Source organism: Agromyces sp. Y182, from assembly GCF_059445385.1.
Map to the genome: position 1 here is coordinate 2,565,445 of NZ_JCAIUF010000001.1, position 16,639 is coordinate 2,582,083.

Below are 16,639 nucleotides of genomic sequence, written 5' to 3' on the forward strand. Positions count from 1 at the left end.
CGGTTTCTGGGGTACAGTGTGTGCAATCCGACACGAAGAGGTGCCGCTGCCATGACCGACGAACCATCCGCTGCCCTCGACGGCACTGTGCGCGACGCGACCACCGCCCCAACGGTGCCGCCGCGACTCGAGATCACCGGCCTCACGGTGACGTTCGGCGGGCTCACCGCCCTCGACGACGTCTCGTTCGAGGTCGCCGCGGCCGAGACCGTCGCCCTCATCGGCCCGAACGGCGCAGGCAAGACGACCGTGTTCAATGCCGTGAGCGGGCTCGTGCGGCCGCGGGCCGGCGACATCCGACTCGATGGGCGGCCGGTGCCGGCCTCACCGACCCGGCTGACCGCCGCCGGCGTCTCGCGCACGCTGCAAGGCCTCGGCCTCTTCACCGGCATGACGGTGCTCGAACACGTGCTGCTCCCGCTCATGCGCGACCGCCGCCTCAGTGCCGAGGCGCTCGCGCTTGCGAACGCCGAGCTCGAGGGCCTCGGGCTCACGGATGTCGCGCACCGCCCTGTCGACGCCCTGCCCTACCCCGAACGCAAACGCGTCGCCCTCGCTCGCGCGCTCGTCGCGAAGCCGAACCTGCTCCTCCTCGACGAACCGGCGGGCGGTCTCGGCGCCGACGACATCGAACAACTCGCGGGCATCATCCGCCGGGTGGCGTCCGAGGGATGCGCCGTGCTCCTCGTCGAGCACCACGTCGACTTCGTGATGGGCCTCGCCGACCGCATCGTCGTGCTCGACTTCGGCCGCGTCATCGCGTCGGGCGCGCCGGCAGAGGTACAGGCCGACCCACGGGTCGAGGCCGCATACCTCGGGGTGAAGGCGGCGTGATGGGCGGCATCCTCGAGATCGATCGCCTCGTCGTCGGCTACGGCGGCGCACCCGTGCTGCACGAACTGAGCTTCAGCATCCCGTCGGGTGCCATCGTCGCCCTGCTCGGCGCGAACGGCGCCGGCAAGACGACCCTCATGCGCGCCATCGCGGGGCTCGTGACGCCGGCATCCGGGCGCATCGCGTTCGACGGCGACGATCTCGCGACCGTCGCCGTCGAGGATCGCGCTCGCAGTGGCCTCGCCCAGGTGCCCGAGGGGCGAAGCGTCGTCGCAGAGCTCACGGTGGAGGAGAACCTCCGCCTCGGCGCCCTCTGGCGCTACCGCGGCGCCGAACGGCAGGCGGTGATCGAGGAGATCTACGAGCTCTTCGAACCGCTCGCCCGGCGCCGATCGAGCGCGGGCCACCAGCTCTCGGGCGGCGAGCGCCAGATGCTCGCCCTCGGCCGCGCGCTCATCACCCGCCCGCGCGTGCTGCTGCTCGACGAACCCTCGCTCGGGCTCGCCCCGATCGTCGTCGCGCAGATCCTCGCCGTGCTCCGCGACACCGCCGAGCGCACCGGACTCACCGTGCTGCTCGCCGAGCAGAACGTCACGAGCGCCCTCTCGATCGCCGATCGCGGCATCGTGCTCGGACTCGGCGAGATCGTCGCCGATGCATCCGCCGACACGCTCGCCGCCGACACCGCCCTCCGCCACGCCTACCTGGGATTCTGATGGACCGCCTCCTCTTCCTCCTCGCCACGGGCCTCGCCCGCGGCGCGATCTTCGCCCTGTTCGCCCTCTCGCTCGTGCTCATCTGGCGGGCCGCCCGCATCGTCAACTTCGCGCAAGGCGCGATGGCGGTCGTCGCCACCTACGTCGCGTTCGCCGTGACGGGGCTCACGGGCTCGTACTGGCTCGGCCTCGGCAGCGCCCTCGTCGCCGGCGCGGCGATCGGCTTCGCGGTCGAGCGGGGTGTCATGCGCTTCGCGCCGCAGGGCTCGCCGCTCGCGGGCGTGATCATCGCGATCGGGCTCGTCATGGTGCTGCAGTCGGCCCTCGGCATCCTCTTCGGCCAGCAGTACCGCCCCATGGAGGTGCCGTTCGACGAGCGGCCGATCGTGATCGGCGGCGTGCCGGTGCTCTCGCCGTACGACCTCTTCGTGCTCGTCGTCGCGGTCGCAGTGATGGCCGTGCTCGCCGTGCTCTTCACCCGCACGTCGCTCGGTCTGCGCCTGCGCGCATCGGCCTTCGCACCCGAGGTGTCGCGGCTCCTCGGCGTTCGAGTCTCGTGCATGCTCACGATCGGATGGATGCTCTCCTCCGCGGTCGCGGCGCTCGCCGCCCTCCTCCTCGTGCCCACCGAACTCGGGCTGAACCCGCACGGGGCCGACATCCTCTTCGTCTACGCCTTCGCGGTCGCCGTCGTCGGCGGACTCGACTCGCCGCCGGGCGCACTCGTCGGTGGCCTCGTCGTCGGCATCGTCATGAGCCTCGTGACCGGATACCTCGGTGCGACCGTGGCCCCGATCGCCGTGCTCGTGCTGCTCGTCGCGGTACTGATCGTGCGACCCGGCGGCATCTTCTCGGCGAGGGAGGCGCGAACCGCATGAACCGCCGCCTGTTCCCCTCCCTCACTGGCACGCCTCGCCTCATCGTCGTCGCGGCGGTCATCACGATCGTCGCCATCGGCGGCACGTTCCTTCTCGACCCGTATCGCAACTACCAGCTGGCAGTCATCGCGGCGACGTTCTGCGCGACCGCAGGGCTCACGCTCCTGATCGGCCTCACGGGGCAACTCTCGCTCGGGCATGCCGCGCTCATGGCCGCGGGTGGCTACGGATACGCCCTCACTGCGAACGCGCTCACCGAGGTCGGCATCGACGGAGCAGCCAGGTTCCTCATCTCGCTCGTGGGGGCGGTCGCGGCATCCGGAGTGCTGGGCCTGGCCCTCGGACTCGCCGCCGCGCGCCTCCGCGGCCCGTATCTCGCGGGCGTCACGCTCGCACTCGTCATCGCGCTGCCCGCCGTGACGAGTGTGTTCGTGGGAGTCTTCCGCGGCGACCAGGGGCTGCAGATCGCCTACGACGGTGTGCCGCCCGCCTTGAAGGCGCTGATCGCGGTCGAGCAGTGGCAGGCATGGGTGGCGATCCTCGTCGCGTCGGTGACCGTCACCGCACTCGCAGCGCTGCGCCGCGGCCGGGCTGGCCTGCGCATGCGTGCCGTGCACGGCGACGAGACCGCTGCCCGGCTCAGCGGCGTGCGCGCAGGGCGGGTGAAGGTCTTCGCGTTCCTCGTGAGCGCCGTCTCCGCAGGTCTCGGCGGGGCCCTGCTCTGCTTCGTGACGCAGACGGTGAGCCCGGGCGGGTACACGCTCGCGTTCTCCCTCCTGCTCGTCGTGGCCGTCGTGGTCGGCGGACTCGGAAGCATCGGCGGTGCCGCCATCGGCTCGGTCGTCATCGTGCTGCTGCCCTGGCTCATCGGCACCGTGACCACCGCCCTCGACCTGCCGACCGACCTCGCGCAGCGCCTCTCGGGCAACCTCGCAGTGCTGGTGTTCGGCGCGCTCCTCATCGTCGTCACCGCGGTCTGGCCGGGCGGCATCGCGGGGGCGTTCCGTCGACGGATGCCGCGAGCCCGCGATCGCCCGGAGGCCACCGCGGCCGCCCTGCACTCGATCCGCATCCCGCATCCTGCACCCCGCCCCATCCCCACCGAAACAGAGAGGTGACCCATGTCACAGCACCCCGCACCAGTCAGGCGCTTGGCCGCGATCGTCGCGGCATCCGCCCTTGTCGTCACCGTGACCGCCTGCAGCACGCCGGGCACGACCGCCGAGACCCCGGGTGTCACCGACGACACCGTCACGGTCGGCACGCATCAGCCGCTCACGGGCCCGGCCGCGGCCGGCTACTCGTCGATCTCGGCGGCGACGAGCGCCTATTTCGACTACGTCAACGAGAACGGCGGCATCAACGGCCGCTCGATCGAGTACCTCGTCAAGGACGACGGCTACAACCCCGCGACGACGCAGACCGTCGTGCGCGAACTCGTGCAGGAGGACGACGTCTTCGCGATCGTGAACGGCCTCGGCACACCGACGCACACCGCCGTGCTCGACTACCTGAACCAGAACGAGGTGCCCGACCTCTTCGTCGCATCGGGCTCGACGAGCTGGAACCAGCCCGAGAAGTACCCGATGACGTTCGGCTTCAACGCCGACTACCTCGTCGAGGGTGCGGCGCTCGCGCAGTATGCGAGCGACGAGTTCCCGGGCAAGAAGCTCTGCGTGCTCGGCCAGGACGACGACTTCGGCGCCGAGTTCACCGAGGGGGCCGAGACGGTCGTCGGCGCAGACGGGCTCGCCGCGGTCGAGCAGTACTCGGTGTCGAATCAGGACGTCACGGCGCAGATCGGGGCGATGCAGGCGGCCGGCTGCGAGATCAACCTGCTCGCCACCGTCAACGGCTTCACGGCGCTCGCCGTGGGCACCGCGGCGAAGCTCGGCTGGTTCCCGCAGTGGTTCTCGTCGTCCTCGGGCGGCGACTACCCGACGCTCGTCGGATTCCTCGGCGAAGACCTCGCGCCCAAGCTCCTGCAGGGCTTCGTGAGCACCAACTACCTGCCGTTCGGGCCTGACGACGAGTGGGCGCAGCTGTTCCGCGAGATCAACGAGGAGTACAACGCGGGCGCTCCGTTCGACGGCAACACCGTCTACGGCATGAGCGTCGGATACCTCTTCGCCGAAGCACTCGCGAGGGCGGGCGAGGATCCGACGCGCGAGAGCCTCGTCGCTGCGGTCTCCTCGGGCGACCTCGTCGGCAACGGCATCCTGCCTCTCTCGTTCGGCGGTGACGACCACGCGGCCTACCGCGGTGTCGGCATCACGAGTGTCGATCAGGGCGTGCAGGACTTCGTCGGGGTGACCTACTCCGTCGACGGCGACACCGTCGAAGCGGTCGAGGCCGACCCTGTACCGCTCTCGAATGACGGCACCCCGACGTCGGAGTAACGGTTCGGCGCACGGTGGGAGGGGCTGTTCCCGAGACGGCCCCTCCTCGTGAGCACCGTCGGGCTCGTCGGGCTCGTACGCGCACGAGCGGCATGAGCTCGGTGGCGATGAGCTCCTGTTCGGCGACCGTGGCCGCCGAGAGCACGAGCGTCGTGAACCCGGCGTCGACGACGGACGCGAGTCGCTCGGCGATGACCGGTACGCCCCGGCCGTGGTCGATCCTGATGCCGATGTTGCACGCGAATTCGATCTCGTCGGGGTCGCGGCCGGCGCGGCGGGCGGCCGCACGCACCCGTTCGCCGCGGAGGACCGCGTCGTCGAGGCTGATCCGGCCGAGAGAGGAGAGCCGATCGAGGGTCTCGGCGGTCTTGGCGATCACGGCGGGGTGCCGGTAGGGCAGGCCGAGCACGTTCGTCGCCAGGGTGATGCGCGAGGTCTTCGCGGCGATCCAGCTCAGTGCGGTGAGCGGCTCGAGCGTGGAGTGGGCACCGTGGAGGTGGTCACTGAGGCTGAAGAAGTCGTAGCCGAGCTCGTCGGCGCTCTGCGCGAGGTCGAGCGTCTGAGTGGCAGAGAGCCCGCCCACGGCCCCGCCTGCTCCGAACCTGATGCGGCGTTCCACGGTGTCAGGCGTCGCGATCGGGGCCGGATGTCGCGTCGTCGTGCGCGACAACGCGGGCGAGCAGTCGAGTCAATGTCGCGAGCTCTTGGGGCGTCAGCACGCCGAGGCTCTTGCGCCCGGTGGTGCGGGCGAACTCGATGAGTTCGATCGCGACCGGCTGCCCGGCGGCGGTGAGCGCGACCGTCTGGCGACGACGATCGTCGACGTCACGGGATCGGTTCACGTACCCCTCTCGTTCGAGCAGGTCGAGATAGCCGACCAGGTGGCTGCGGTTCAGTCGTAACCGGTCGGCGAGCTCGTGCTGGGGGGTGTCGCCGAAGTCGTGAAGGCCCGCGAGTACCGCGAAGTGCGGCAACCGCAGACCGCGCCGGGCGAGCTCGTCGACGAGTGCGCGATGCCCGATGCGGGAGACGTGACCGGCCAGGTAGGAGGGAAGGTCGATCAGCGTGGGCGGTCGGCCGTCAGTGCTCATGTCCAAAGACTACATTGCGTAATGATGTCATCATGTAATCATTACTTCATGACAGCAAATTCTTCGAACGGCGACGGTGCGACCGGCGCCTTCGCCGCGCTCTTGATCGCCGTGCTCTCCTTCTCGCTCCTGCAGACCGTGGTCATTCCGGCGCTCCCCGATCTGCAACGCGAATTCGACACCGACGCTGCGACGACGTCATGGGTGATCAGCGCATTCCTCGTGACGAGCTCGATCGGCACGGTGATCCTCGGGCGCCTGGGCGACCTCTTCGGCCGCAAACGGCTCATGCTCGTGAGCCTCGGCATCCTCGCCGTCGGCACGTTGCTGGCGGCGCTCTCCGGCTCGATCGGAGTGCTGATCGTCGCCCGCGCCATCCAGGGCCTCGGCGCAGGCACGTTCCCGTTGGCGTTCGGGCTCGTGCGCGACGGCTTCCGCGCCGATCGCGTGCCGGTCGCGATCGGCACCATCAGCGCGATCTTCGGCATCGGGTTCGGGGTCGGTCTCGTCATACCCGGGCCATTGATCCAGACGCTCGGCTGGCCCTGGCTGTTCTGGAGCAGCCTGATCCTCATCGTGACCGCTCTCGTCGCGGTGCACCTGTTCGTGGTCGACGCCGCGGTGCCCGCCGGCGGCCGTGTCGATTGGCTCGGCGGGGTCGTGTTCTCGGTCGCGCTCGTCGCGCTGCTGCTCGCCATCAGCCAGGCGCAGAGCTGGGGCGCCGTGGCCACGGCGGCCCTTGTGGTCGTGTCGATCGCGGCCTTCACCGCCTTCGCCATGTTCGAACGACGGATCGCGGCGCCGCTCGTCGACCTCGCACTCCTGCGCCGTCGCCCGCTCATGGCCGCCAACATCACGGCGCTCATCATCGGGTTCGGCATGTACGGGGCGTTCACCCTCGTGCCCCGGCTCGTGCAGACGCCGCCGAGCGCCGGCTACGGTTTCGGCGCGACCGCGGCCGAATCCGGCCTCTTCCTGCTGCCCATGGCGATGACGATGCTCTTCGCGGGCCCGATCGCGGGCCGGCTCGGCGCGCGCGTCGGGTTCACGACGATGCTCGTCATCGCGTGTGCGATCGGTGCGGTCGGTTTCGGTCTGCTCATCGTCGGCGTCACGGTGGGATGGGTCATCGCCGTCGCCGCGGGGATCATCGGCATCGGCATCGGGTTCGCCTTCTCGTCGCTCGCCAACGTCGTCGTCGCAGCCGTCGAGCGCCAGGAGACCGGCGAGGCCACCGGCGTCAATACCATCCTCAGAACCATCGGCGGGGCGCTCGGCACGCAGGTCTCGACCGCGATCGTGGCCTCAGCCGCGCTCGCGGCGACCGCAGCGCCCGACGCGTCGGGCTACCGCGTGGCCTTCGTCATCTCTGCGGTCGCGCTCGTGCTCGCCGGCGTCGTCGCGCTCGCCTCGGCGCCAGGGCGCACGCAGACACGCACGCAGCCGGTTTCGCAGATCTGAGTGCCGACGGCTCGACCCCGGCGGCGCGTCAGCGCACCGCCGGGGCGAACTGCTCGACGAGCACGCGCTTGAGCACCTTGCCGCTGCCGCCGATGGGGAGCGAATCGACGATGTGCACCACGCGCGGATACTTGTAGGCGGCGATCCGCTCCTTCGTGAAGGCGACGAGTTCGTCGGCGTCGACCTCCTGGCCATCGAGGGCGACGACCGCGACGTGCACCTCTTGGCCATGCACGTCGTCGGGCAGCCCGAACACCGCGGCCATCGCGACCGCCGGATGCCGCACGATGACCGCCTCGACCTCGGTGGGGTACACGTTGTAGCCGTTGCGTACGATCATGTCCTTCTTGCGGTCGACGATCGTGATGATGCCCTCGTCGATCGTGCCGAGGTCACCCGTGCGGAACCAGCCGTCGACGACGGCGTCGGCCGAGGCATCCGCTCGCCCGAGGTAGCCCTTGAAGACGTTGTGGCCGCGCACGACGATCTCGCCGAGCGCACCCGGCGCGGCGAACTCGATGCGGTCCTCGACCTCGGCCTCGGCGATCGCGACGTCGACGCCCCACATGGGGCGCCCGACGGTGCCCGGCCGGATCGGCTCGTGCACGGTGTTGAACGACACGGTCGGGGCCGTCTCGGTGAGGCCGTAGCCTTCGTGCACCTCAGCACCGTACGCCCGCTGGAACGCCTCGAGCACCGCGACCGGCAGCGCAGCGCCACCCGAGACCGCGTAGCGCAGCGGGGGCCGGCCGTCGCTGCGGCCGGCGGCCTCGATCATGCCGACGAACATCGTCGGCACGGCCGTGAACACCGTCGCACCGTGCGCGACCAGAAGCTCGAGCGCCTGGTCGGGATCGAACTTCGGCAGCAGGATGACGGATGCCCCGCGCCGGAATGCGATGTTCATCACCGCCGTCTGCCCGAAGGTGTGGAAGAGCGGCAGCCCGCCGAAGACGATGTCGTCGGGTCGCATGTCGAACGCGTCGATGAGGTTGCAGTGCACCTGTTCGACGATCGCGAGGTGGGAGCCGACGGCGCCCTTCGGCGTGCCGGTCGTGCCGCTCGTGTAGAGGATGGTCGCGGCATCCGTCGGTCGTACCGGCAGGTGGCGTTCGATCGCTGCGGCCGCCGCGGCCTCGGCCTCGAGGCGGGGCAACGCGGGCCCGCCCGCCTCGACGGGCGGAGCCAGCACGGTGAGCAGCGGGATGGCGGCTGCGCCGGCAGCGGGCACGGCCTCGGCGAGCAGGGGCGCCGCTGCGACGAGCAGGTCGGCGCCGCTGTCGCGGAGCACGAACTCGATCTCTTCGGCTTTGAAGAGCAGGTGGATCGGCACGACGACCGCGCCGAGTGAGAGGGCGGCGTAGTAGACGCGTGCGAAGTCGGGCACGTTCGGCACGAGCATCGCCACGCGATCACCGCGACGGATGCCTCGGTCGCGAAGTGCGCCCGCGTAGGCGCGCGTCTCATCCCAGAGTCGGCGGTAACTGATCGTGTCGCCCATGAAGTGCACGGCCGGACGCTCGGGTGTGCGCGCTGCCGACTCGGCGAGGATGCTCGCAACCGAGAGGGTGCCGAAGCCGTCGCCGTCGATCGCGTCGTCGGGGGTGTGGGACATGTCGGGATCTCCTTTGATCAACGTGGGTGGTGCGGGTGGTGCGGGTGGTGCGATGGAGCGGTGGGACGGCTCGAGGTTGATGGGTTGCGGCGGGTCAGCGCCGGAACTCGGCCTTGCCGAGGGCCGCGAGGTGCACCTCGTCGGGGCCGTCGGCGAGCCGCAGCGCGCGAGCGCCGGCGAACATCTCGGCGAGCGGCTGGTCGCCTGACAGGCCGGCCGCGCCGAAGAGCTGGATGGCGTGGTCGAGGATGCCCTGCACCGCGCGCGGCACGGCGATCTTGATCGCCTGGATCTCGGTCATGGCCTCGCGGTTGCCGGCCGTGTCCATGAGCCATGCGGTCTTGAGCACGAGCAGGCGCAGGGCCTCGAGCTGGATGCGCGACTCCGCGACCCACTCGCGCACGACGCCCTGTTCGGAGAGCGGCCGGCCGAAGGCGACGCGGGCCTGCGCGCGCTCGCGCACGAGCGACAGCGCGCGTTCGGCCATGCCGAGGGCGCGCATGCAGTGGTGAATGCGACCGGGCCCGAGCCGCGCCTGCGCGATCGCGAATCCGTCGCCCTCGCCCGCGATGAGGTTCGCCGCGGGCACCCGCACCTCGTGGAAGGCGATCTCGGCGTGCCCGCCGTGATCGCGATCGTCGTAGCCGAACACGCTGAGGGGGCGCACGATCTCCACGCCCGGTGTGCCGCGGGGCACCAGGATCATCGACTGCTGGCGGTGGCGCGGGGCATCCGGATCGGTCTTGCCCATCACGATGAACACGGCGCAGTCGGGGTTCATCGCACCCGTCGACCACCACTTGCGACCCGAGACGATGTAGTGGTCGCCGTCGCGGCGGATGCGGGTCGCGATGTTCGTGGCGTCCGATGAGGCGACATCGGGCTCGGTCATGCAGAACGCCGAGCGGATGCCGGCGTCGAGGAGGGGTGCCAGCCACCGTTCCTGCTGCTCGGGGGTGCCGAAGTCGGCGAGCACCTCCATGTTGCCGGTGTCGGGTGCGGCGCAGTTGAGCGCGACGGGGGCGAGGCGCGGGCTCCAGCCCGTGAGTTCGGCGAGCGGGGCGTACTGCAGGTTCGAGAGGCCGGCACCGCGCTCGCCCGGGAGGAAGAGGTTCCAGAGTCCGCGCTCACGCGCCGCGGCCCGCAGCTCGTCGACGACCGGCCGGAAGCCCCACTCGCCGGGCGTCGCTGCGAGTTGCTCCTCGAGCACGGGCTCGGCGGGCAGCACCTCTTCGCTCAGGAAGGCCCGCACGCGCATGGTGAGTTCGGCGGTGCGCTGGTCGAGTGCGAAGTCCATGTCAGCTCCTGCTCGCTGCGGTATGCGAGAGCCCCTCGGCGGCGAGCGGTTCGACGAGCTCGCCGATGCGATCGAACCCCTCGCCGACGGTCTCGCCGGATCGGTAGCGGTAGTGGATTCCCTCGAGGATGACCGCGAGCTTGTAGGCGGCGAACGCGCGGTACCACGAGAGACCGGGCACGGCGATGCCGGCCCGCGCGGCGTACGTGTCGACGAGTTCGTCGAAGTCGGGGTACCCGGCGGCGAGATCGACGGCGCTCGGCGCGACGCCGCTCCCGCCCGGCAGCTCGGCGATACTCCAGTACAGCCCGAGCATGCCGAGGTCGACGAGCGGGTCGCCGATCGTGGCCATCTCCCAGTCGAGGATCGCAGTGATGCGGGGGGTGTTGCCCGGAGCGTCGCCCGAGTCTGAGCCGTCGCCGTCGCCGTCGCCCGAGCTTGCGACGAGCGCGTTGTCGAGCCGGTAGTCGCCGTGCACGAGCGAGGAGCGCGCGGCTCGGGGCATCCGCTCGCCGAGCCCTGCCTGCAGCTCGTCGAGGCGGGGCACCTCACGCGATCGCGAGGCGTCGAGTTGGCGTCGCCAGGTCTTCAGCTGGCGTTCGAGGTAGCCGTCGGCGCGGCCGAAGGCCTCGAGCCCGACCGTGGCCGGGTCGATCGCATGCAATTCGGCGAGAATGCCCGCGAGCTCGCGACCGAGGGCGTCGAGCCCGGCCGGCGTGAAGTCGGCGTTCTGGGCGGGGTCGGCGAGCACGCGACCCTCGACGAGCTCCATCACGAAGAAGGGCGTGCCGGTGACGTGGGTCGCGTCGGTGTCGTCGACGAGGTCGACGGTCGGCGGCACCGGCACGGCGGTGTGCCGCAGCGCGGAGATGACCCGGTGCTCGCGCGCCATGTCGTGCGCGCTCGAGAGCACGTGGCCGAGCGGCGGGCGCCGCAGCACGAGGGGGCGGCGAGCGCCGTCGATGCGGTAGGTGAGGTTGCTGCGCCCGCCGGTGATGAGACTCGCGCGCAGCGGTGCGTCGGCCAGCTCGGGATGCGCGTCGGCGAGCCACCTCGTCAGGCCCGCGACATCCAGCCCGGGGGAGTCGGTCATCCTCGACCACCTTTCCGCACGCCCTGCCGTGCGACACGGCGGGTTTCGGTACCCGCGCCGTGCAAGCATACCGCGTGGTCGGTATGTGTGGGCATGAAGCGGGTCATCCTGATGGTCCGGGCTCGTCAGCGCAGGAGCTGAGCCTCGACCGCACCGCGGATGCCGGCGGGGATCGGCGTCGAGGTGCGGGTCGCCGCATCCACGAAGACGTGCACGAATCGACCGGTTGCGATCGGCTCGGCCTCGCCGGGTCGCAGGATGCCGAGCGCCCACGTGATGCTCGAGGTTCCGAGCCGTTCGACGCCGATGCCGACCTCGAGCGGCTCGGGGAACGACGCCGACGCGCGGAACTCGCACGACGACGCCGCGCAGAGCGCGATCGATTCGCTCTGCGGGTCGAGCCCGCCGTTCGCGATCATCCAGACGTTGATCGCGGTGTCCATCGCTTCGTAGTAGACCGTGTTGTTGAGGTGGCCGTACTGGTCGTTGTCGTTCCAGCGCGTGCCGAACGGCTGGCGGGCGCGGTACTCCATGGGGGCTCCTTCGGTCGGGCGCGGGAGTTCGGTCGGGCGGGGGAGTCGGTCGGGCGCCGGAGTTCGGTCGGGCGCACCGTTCAATCGGCGCGCAGCAGCACGCGGAACGCGATGCGGGCGCGCGCGGTGCTCGGGGTGTCGCCCGCGATGAGGTCGGAGTAGGTGAACGATTCGGAGACCCGCACGAGCAGGAACGCGAGAGAGGCGGGATCGATCGCGCCGCCGAGCGGGTTGTCGCCGAGGTCGCGGCGCACGATCCACTCGGCCGTGGCGACGTAGCGGCGCTGGATCTCGCTCTCCTTCGTCGTGAGCAGGCGCAGTGCCCGCGCCGGCTCGCGGCGGAGGAACTGCCGGAAGTAGTCGGCCTTGATGAGGTCGTCGACGAAATGCGTGAGCACGGTCGCCACTCGCTCTTCGGCGACGAGCCCCTCGGCGGCGTGCTCGGCCAGTACGAGCGTCGGCACAGCGAGCGACCAGAGCACCTCGGAGAGCAGCGCGTCGCGATTGCCGACCCAGCGGAAGAGCGAGGTGCGATCGACGCCGAGCGTGGTGGCGAGGCCGCCCATGTCGATGCGGCGGCCGTCGATGAAGGCCTCGCGAGCCAGCTCGAAGGCGCGCACGGCGTCGGCATGGCTGCCATCGGCGAGACGTTCCGAGAGCCAAGACGGCGCTGACGCGAGACCGACGGTCGCGATCGAGGTTTCGGCAGGGGCGGCAGTCGTCGGCATGCCGGAACTCTACCTCGCACCAAGAGACTCGAATGCAACATTCTGAAAAATGATGCATACTCGAAGCGATCACCGAAGATCGGAGAAGCCATGACGCTCACCACGCCGCAGCCCGACGCGCTGCAGCTCGCCCAGCCCACCCCCGCCGAATTGCTCGCCGCGGACTTCTACGCCTTCCAGGCGAAGCTCACACCCGAAGAGCAGGAGTCCGTCGCCCGCATCCGCACCTTCCTCGACGCGGAGGTGCGACCGCACGCCGACCGCCTGTGGGAGGAGGCGCGCAGTCCCCGCCACCTCATCCCGGGCTTCGCCGAGCTCGGTCTCTTCGGCGCGGGCTGGCCCGAGACGCGCCACTTCGAGAACAGCACGGTCTACCGTGCGTGGGTGGCCCTCGAGATCTCCCGGGTCGATCCGTCGACGGCGACCTTCATCGGCGTGCACAGCGGCCTCGCGATGAACGCGATCGGCGTCGGCGGCTCCGATGAGCAGCGGGCCGAATGGATGCAGCGCATGGGTCGCGGCGAGGTCATCGGCGCGTTCGGCCTCACCGAACCCGACCACGGCTCCGACACGGCGAAGGGCCTCGAGACGACCGCGACCCGCCAGGGCGACGAATGGGTGCTGAACGGCGCCAAGCGCTGGATCGGCAACGCCACTTTCGCCGACATCGTCATCATCTGGGCCCGCGACACGGCCGATGACCAGGTCAAGGGCTTCATCGTGCGCCAGCCGGCGCCGGGATTCACGGCGACGAAGATCGAACGCAAGCAGTCGCTGCGCGGGGTTGAGAACGCCGACATCGTGCTCGAGAACGTAATCGTGCCCGAGCGCGATCGGCTGGCGAACATCAACTCGTTCCGCGACGTCGCCATCGTGCTGCGCCTCACCCGTGCCGAGGTGGCGTGGCAGGCGATCGGCGTCGCCGTCGGCGCCTACGAGGCTGCCCTCGCCTACGCGAAGGAGCGTCGGCAGTTCGGCAAGCCGATCGCCTCGTTCCAGCTCGTGCAGGAGAAGCTCGCGAACTCGCTGTCGAACATCACCGCGAGCATCGCACTCTGCATGCGCGTCTCGGAGATGCAAGACGACGGCGAGCAGAGAGACCACCACTCCGCGATGGCCAAGGCCTTCGCCACCGCGCGAATGCGCGAGACGGTCGGCTGGTGCCGCGAGATCATGGGCGGCAACGGCATTCAGCTCGACCACGGCGTCGCCCGCTACTTCGCCGACGCCGAGGCGGTCTACACGTTCGAGGGCACGTTCGACATGAACACGCTCATCGTCGGCCGGGCCATCACCGGCATCGCGGCGTTCGTGTGAGCCGGGGCATCCGATGACCGAGGCCTACATCGTCGCCACCGCCCGCTCGCCGATCGGCCGCGCCCGCAAGGGTTCCCTCGCCGGTATCCGACCCGATGACCTCGCCGCCGACATGGTGCGTGCCGTGCTCGGCAAGCTGCCCGCCATCGACCCCGGTCGCATCGACGACCTCATGCTCGGCTGCGGCATGCCGGGCGGCGAGCAGGGCATGAACATGGCCCGTATCGTCGCCGTACTGCTCGGGCTCGACGACGTGCCCGGCACGACCGTGAACCGCTATTGCGCGTCGAGCCTGCAGACGACCCGCATGGCCTTCCACGCCATCAAGGCGGGTGAGGGCGACGTCTTCGTCTCGGCGGGCGTCGAGTCGGTCAGCCATGCCATGCGCGGCTCGAGCGACTACATCCCGGGCGTCGAACTCGAGAACCCGCGCTTCGCCGACGCGATCGCCCGTACGGCCGCACGTGCCGCGACGGCGCCGGGCGGCAGCGCGAGTTGGCACGACCCTCGCGTCGACGGCGCGTTGCCCGACGCGTACATCGCGATGGGACAGACGGCCGAGAACGTCGCCGAGCTCACCGGCGTGACGCGCGAGGAGCAGGATGCGTTCGCGGCGCGCAGCCAGCAGCGTGCCGAGGTCGCGATCGCGAGCGGCTTCTGGTCGCGCGACATCACGCCGGTGACCCTCGCCGACGGCACCGTCGTGGCCGCCGACGATGGCCCGCGTGCCGGCGTGACCGAAGCGAGCCTCGCCACCCTCGACCCGGTGTTCCGGCCCGAGGGCACCGTCACCGCCGGCAACTGCTGCCCGCTGAACGACGGCGCCGCGGCCCTCGTCGTGGTCTCCGACCGCGTCGTCGACGAGCTCGGCCTGACCCCGCTTGCACGCATCGTCTCGACGGGCGTGAGCGGACTCTCGCCCGAGATCATGGGCCTCGGCCCCGTCGAGGCGAGCCGCCGGGCGCTCGCCCTCGCCGGGCTCACGGTCGACGACCTCGACCTCGTGGAGCTCAACGAGGCCTTCGCCGCGCAGGTCATCCCCTCGGCGCGGCAGCTCGGCATCGACCCCGAACGCCTCAACGTGCACGGCGGCGCGATCGCGATCGGCCACCCGTTCGGCATGACCGGTGCGCGCATCACCTCGACGCTCATCAACGGCCTCGCCGAGACCGGCGGGCGCTACGGCCTCGAGACGATGTGCGTCGGCGGCGGCCAGGGCATGGCGATGGTCATCGAGCGCGTCTGACCGCATGAACAGCGGATGCCGCGGCGCGACGTGCGCCAGCGGCATCCGCCGTGTGCGGGCATCCGATGCCTCGTCCACCGTCGTGGAAACAGGACGACACGCCGTGACGGCCCGAAACAGGAAGGCACGCCGGGGTCGCCGGCGTGCCTTCGGGTTCTCGTGCGCGTCTTCCTACTCGGGAACGAGCAACGTCACCCACTCGGCCACGAGCGCGGGGCGCTCGCTGCCCTCGATCTCGACGGTGAGCTGCTGCGCGACCCGGATGCCGCTGCCCGTGCGCTCGGCGCCCGCGATCGTGCCGACCGCGCGCACCCGCAAGCCCGCCGCGACCGGCTGCAGGAAGCGCACGCGCTCGAAGCCGTAGTTCACGCCCATTGCGACCCCGCCGATGTCGAGCAGCGGCGTCGCGAGCGCGGTGAGGAGTGACAGCGTCAGGAAGCCGTGCGCGATCGGGGCTCCGAACGGACCGGTGGTCGCGCGCTCGACGTCGACGTGGATCCACTGGTGGTCGTCGGTCGCGCGGGCGAACTCGTCGATGCGGGCCTGGTCGACGGTGAACCAGTCGCCGGGGCCGATCGCAGTGCCCACCGCGTCGAGCAGTGCCTCGGGGGAGGCGAACGCGGCGGTCATGCCTTCGGCCCGCCCGCGACGTAGAGCACTTGGCCCGAGACGAAGCCCGCGGCATCCGAGCAGAAGAACGCGACGGCCTCGGCGACGTCCTCGGGCTGGCCGACCCGGCCGACCGGAATCTCCTTCGCGGCACCCTCGAGCAGTTGCTCGTTCGTGATGCCCATGCGCTCGGCCGTCTGACGGAGCATGTCGGTGGCGATGAACCCGGGCGCGACCGCGTTGGCCGTCACCCCATAGCGGCCGAGCTCGATCGCAAGGGTCTTCGTGAAGCCCTGCATGCCGGCCTTCGCCGCGGAGTAATTGGCCTGCCCGCGGTTGCCGAGCGCCGAGGTGCTCGAGAGATTCACGATGCGGCCCCACTTCGCCTCGACCTGGTGGGCCTGCACGGCCCGGGTCATGAGGAAGGCGCCGCGCAAGTGCACCGAGATCACGGCGTCCCAGTCGTCGTCGGTCATCTTGAAGAGCAGGTTGTCGCGCAGGATGCCGGCATTGTTGACCAGGATCGTAGGCGCGCCGAGCTCGGCGGCGATGCGTGCAACGGCCGCTTCGACCGCTGCGGAGTCGGCGACGTTCGCGCCGACCGCGAGCGCGCGGCCCCCGTCGGCCTCGATCGCGGCGACCGTCTCGGCGCACGCGGCCTCGTCGAGGTCGAGCACCGCGACCGCGTGGCCTTCGGCGGCGAGGCGGCGGGCGGTGGCGGCGCCGATGCCGCGGGCGGCTCCGGTCACGATGGCGGTGCGAGTCATTCGGTGTCCTTTCGTGGGGTGGTGCGGGTGCGGGTTGGCGTGTGCTGGTCGTTTC

Annotated in this window: 16 protein-coding genes and 1 pseudogene; 8 read left to right on the forward strand and 9 right to left on the reverse strand. The window is 70.6% G+C overall.

Going from position 1 to position 16,639, the window contains the following annotated elements:
* Window positions 1–51: 51 nt before the first annotated feature.
* The 5 genes from AC1C2R_RS11775 to AC1C2R_RS11795 are packed head-to-tail and all read left to right on the forward strand — an operon-like array spanning window position 52 to window position 4,827.
* Window positions 52–834: an ABC transporter ATP-binding protein gene (locus tag AC1C2R_RS11775; protein ID WP_495380046.1), complete on the forward strand. Its 783-nt coding sequence runs from the start codon at window positions 52–54 to the stop codon at window positions 832–834.
* Window positions 834–1,550, forward strand: a complete 717-nt coding sequence (locus AC1C2R_RS11780) for an ABC transporter ATP-binding protein (RefSeq protein ID WP_495380047.1) — start codon at window positions 834–836, stop codon at window positions 1,548–1,550. The genes AC1C2R_RS11775 and AC1C2R_RS11780 overlap by 1 nt, the downstream gene beginning before the upstream one ends.
* Window positions 1,550–2,428: a branched-chain amino acid ABC transporter permease gene (locus tag AC1C2R_RS11785; RefSeq protein WP_495380048.1), complete on the forward strand. Its 879-nt coding sequence runs from the start codon at window positions 1,550–1,552 to the stop codon at window positions 2,426–2,428. Before AC1C2R_RS11780 ends, AC1C2R_RS11785 begins: the two co-directional genes overlap by 1 nt.
* Window positions 2,425–3,546, forward strand: a complete 1,122-nt coding sequence (locus tag AC1C2R_RS11790; protein WP_495380049.1) for a branched-chain amino acid ABC transporter permease — start codon at window positions 2,425–2,427, stop codon at window positions 3,544–3,546. Before AC1C2R_RS11785 ends, AC1C2R_RS11790 begins: the two co-directional genes overlap by 4 nt.
* A gap of 3 nt (window positions 3,547–3,549) precedes the next feature.
* On the forward strand, window positions 3,550–4,827 hold the full coding sequence (locus AC1C2R_RS11795) for an ABC transporter substrate-binding protein (protein WP_495380050.1): 1,278 nt from the start codon (window positions 3,550–3,552) through the stop codon (window positions 4,825–4,827).
* Between the two features lie 331 nt (window positions 4,828–5,158).
* Here AC1C2R_RS11795 and AC1C2R_RS11800 read toward each other — a convergent pair.
* Window positions 5,159–5,446, reverse strand: a pseudogene (locus AC1C2R_RS11800) (LLM class flavin-dependent oxidoreductase); the annotation flags it as partial.
* A 4-nt stretch (window positions 5,447–5,450) separates the two neighbouring features.
* On the reverse strand, window positions 5,451–5,918 hold the full coding sequence (locus AC1C2R_RS11805; protein ID WP_495380051.1) for a MarR family winged helix-turn-helix transcriptional regulator: 468 nt from the start codon (window positions 5,916–5,918) through the stop codon (window positions 5,451–5,453).
* A gap of 48 nt (window positions 5,919–5,966) precedes the next feature.
* Here AC1C2R_RS11805 and AC1C2R_RS11810 point away from each other — a divergent pair, with 48 nt between their 5' ends.
* Window positions 5,967–7,379 carry an MFS transporter gene (locus AC1C2R_RS11810; RefSeq protein WP_495380052.1) on the forward strand — a complete coding sequence of 471 codons (1,413 nt, stop codon included), beginning with the start codon at window positions 5,967–5,969 and terminating at the stop codon, window positions 7,377–7,379.
* Window positions 7,380–7,407: 28 nt separating this feature from the next.
* Here the strand turns inward: AC1C2R_RS11810 and AC1C2R_RS11815 are convergent, their stop codons facing one another.
* From AC1C2R_RS11815 to AC1C2R_RS11835, 5 genes are all read right to left on the reverse strand, one after another.
* Window positions 7,408–8,994, reverse strand: a complete 1,587-nt coding sequence (locus tag AC1C2R_RS11815; protein ID WP_495380053.1) for an AMP-binding protein — start codon at window positions 8,992–8,994, stop codon at window positions 7,408–7,410.
* A 94-nt stretch (window positions 8,995–9,088) separates the two neighbouring features.
* Window positions 9,089–10,291, reverse strand: a complete 1,203-nt coding sequence (locus tag AC1C2R_RS11820) for an acyl-CoA dehydrogenase family protein (RefSeq protein ID WP_495380054.1) — start codon at window positions 10,289–10,291, stop codon at window positions 9,089–9,091.
* 1 nt (window position 10,292) lies between these two features.
* On the reverse strand, window positions 10,293–11,384 hold the full coding sequence (locus tag AC1C2R_RS11825) for a phosphotransferase family protein (RefSeq protein WP_495380055.1): 1,092 nt from the start codon (window positions 11,382–11,384) through the stop codon (window positions 10,293–10,295).
* A 125-nt stretch (window positions 11,385–11,509) separates the two neighbouring features.
* Window positions 11,510–11,917, reverse strand: a complete 408-nt coding sequence (locus AC1C2R_RS11830; RefSeq protein ID WP_495352686.1) for an acyl-CoA thioesterase — start codon at window positions 11,915–11,917, stop codon at window positions 11,510–11,512.
* 80 nt (window positions 11,918–11,997) lie between these two features.
* On the reverse strand, window positions 11,998–12,645 hold the full coding sequence (locus AC1C2R_RS11835; protein ID WP_495380056.1) for a QsdR family transcriptional regulator: 648 nt from the start codon (window positions 12,643–12,645) through the stop codon (window positions 11,998–12,000).
* A 90-nt stretch (window positions 12,646–12,735) separates the two neighbouring features.
* On the opposite strand from AC1C2R_RS11835, the gene AC1C2R_RS11840 reads away from it, so the two are divergent.
* Together AC1C2R_RS11840 and AC1C2R_RS11845 are read left to right on the forward strand one after the other, a co-directional pair.
* A complete protein-coding gene (locus AC1C2R_RS11840) occupies window positions 12,736–13,962 on the forward strand; it encodes an acyl-CoA dehydrogenase family protein (protein ID WP_495380057.1) in 1,227 nt (408 codons plus the stop codon).
* 13 nt (window positions 13,963–13,975) lie between these two features.
* A complete protein-coding gene (locus AC1C2R_RS11845; RefSeq protein WP_495380058.1) occupies window positions 13,976–15,208 on the forward strand; it encodes an acetyl-CoA C-acetyltransferase in 1,233 nt (410 codons plus the stop codon).
* Window positions 15,209–15,379: 171 nt separating this feature from the next.
* Here the strand turns inward: AC1C2R_RS11845 and AC1C2R_RS11850 are convergent, their stop codons facing one another.
* Window positions 15,380–15,838 (reverse strand): MaoC family dehydratase, encoded by a 459-nt coding sequence (locus AC1C2R_RS11850; protein WP_495380059.1) that lies wholly within the window; start codon window positions 15,836–15,838, stop codon window positions 15,380–15,382.
* Window positions 15,835–16,584, reverse strand: a complete 750-nt coding sequence (gene fabG, locus AC1C2R_RS11855) for a 3-oxoacyl-ACP reductase FabG (protein ID WP_495380060.1) — start codon at window positions 16,582–16,584, stop codon at window positions 15,835–15,837. Before fabG ends, AC1C2R_RS11850 begins: the two co-directional genes overlap by 4 nt.
* Between the last annotated feature and the right edge of the window lie 55 nt (window positions 16,585–16,639).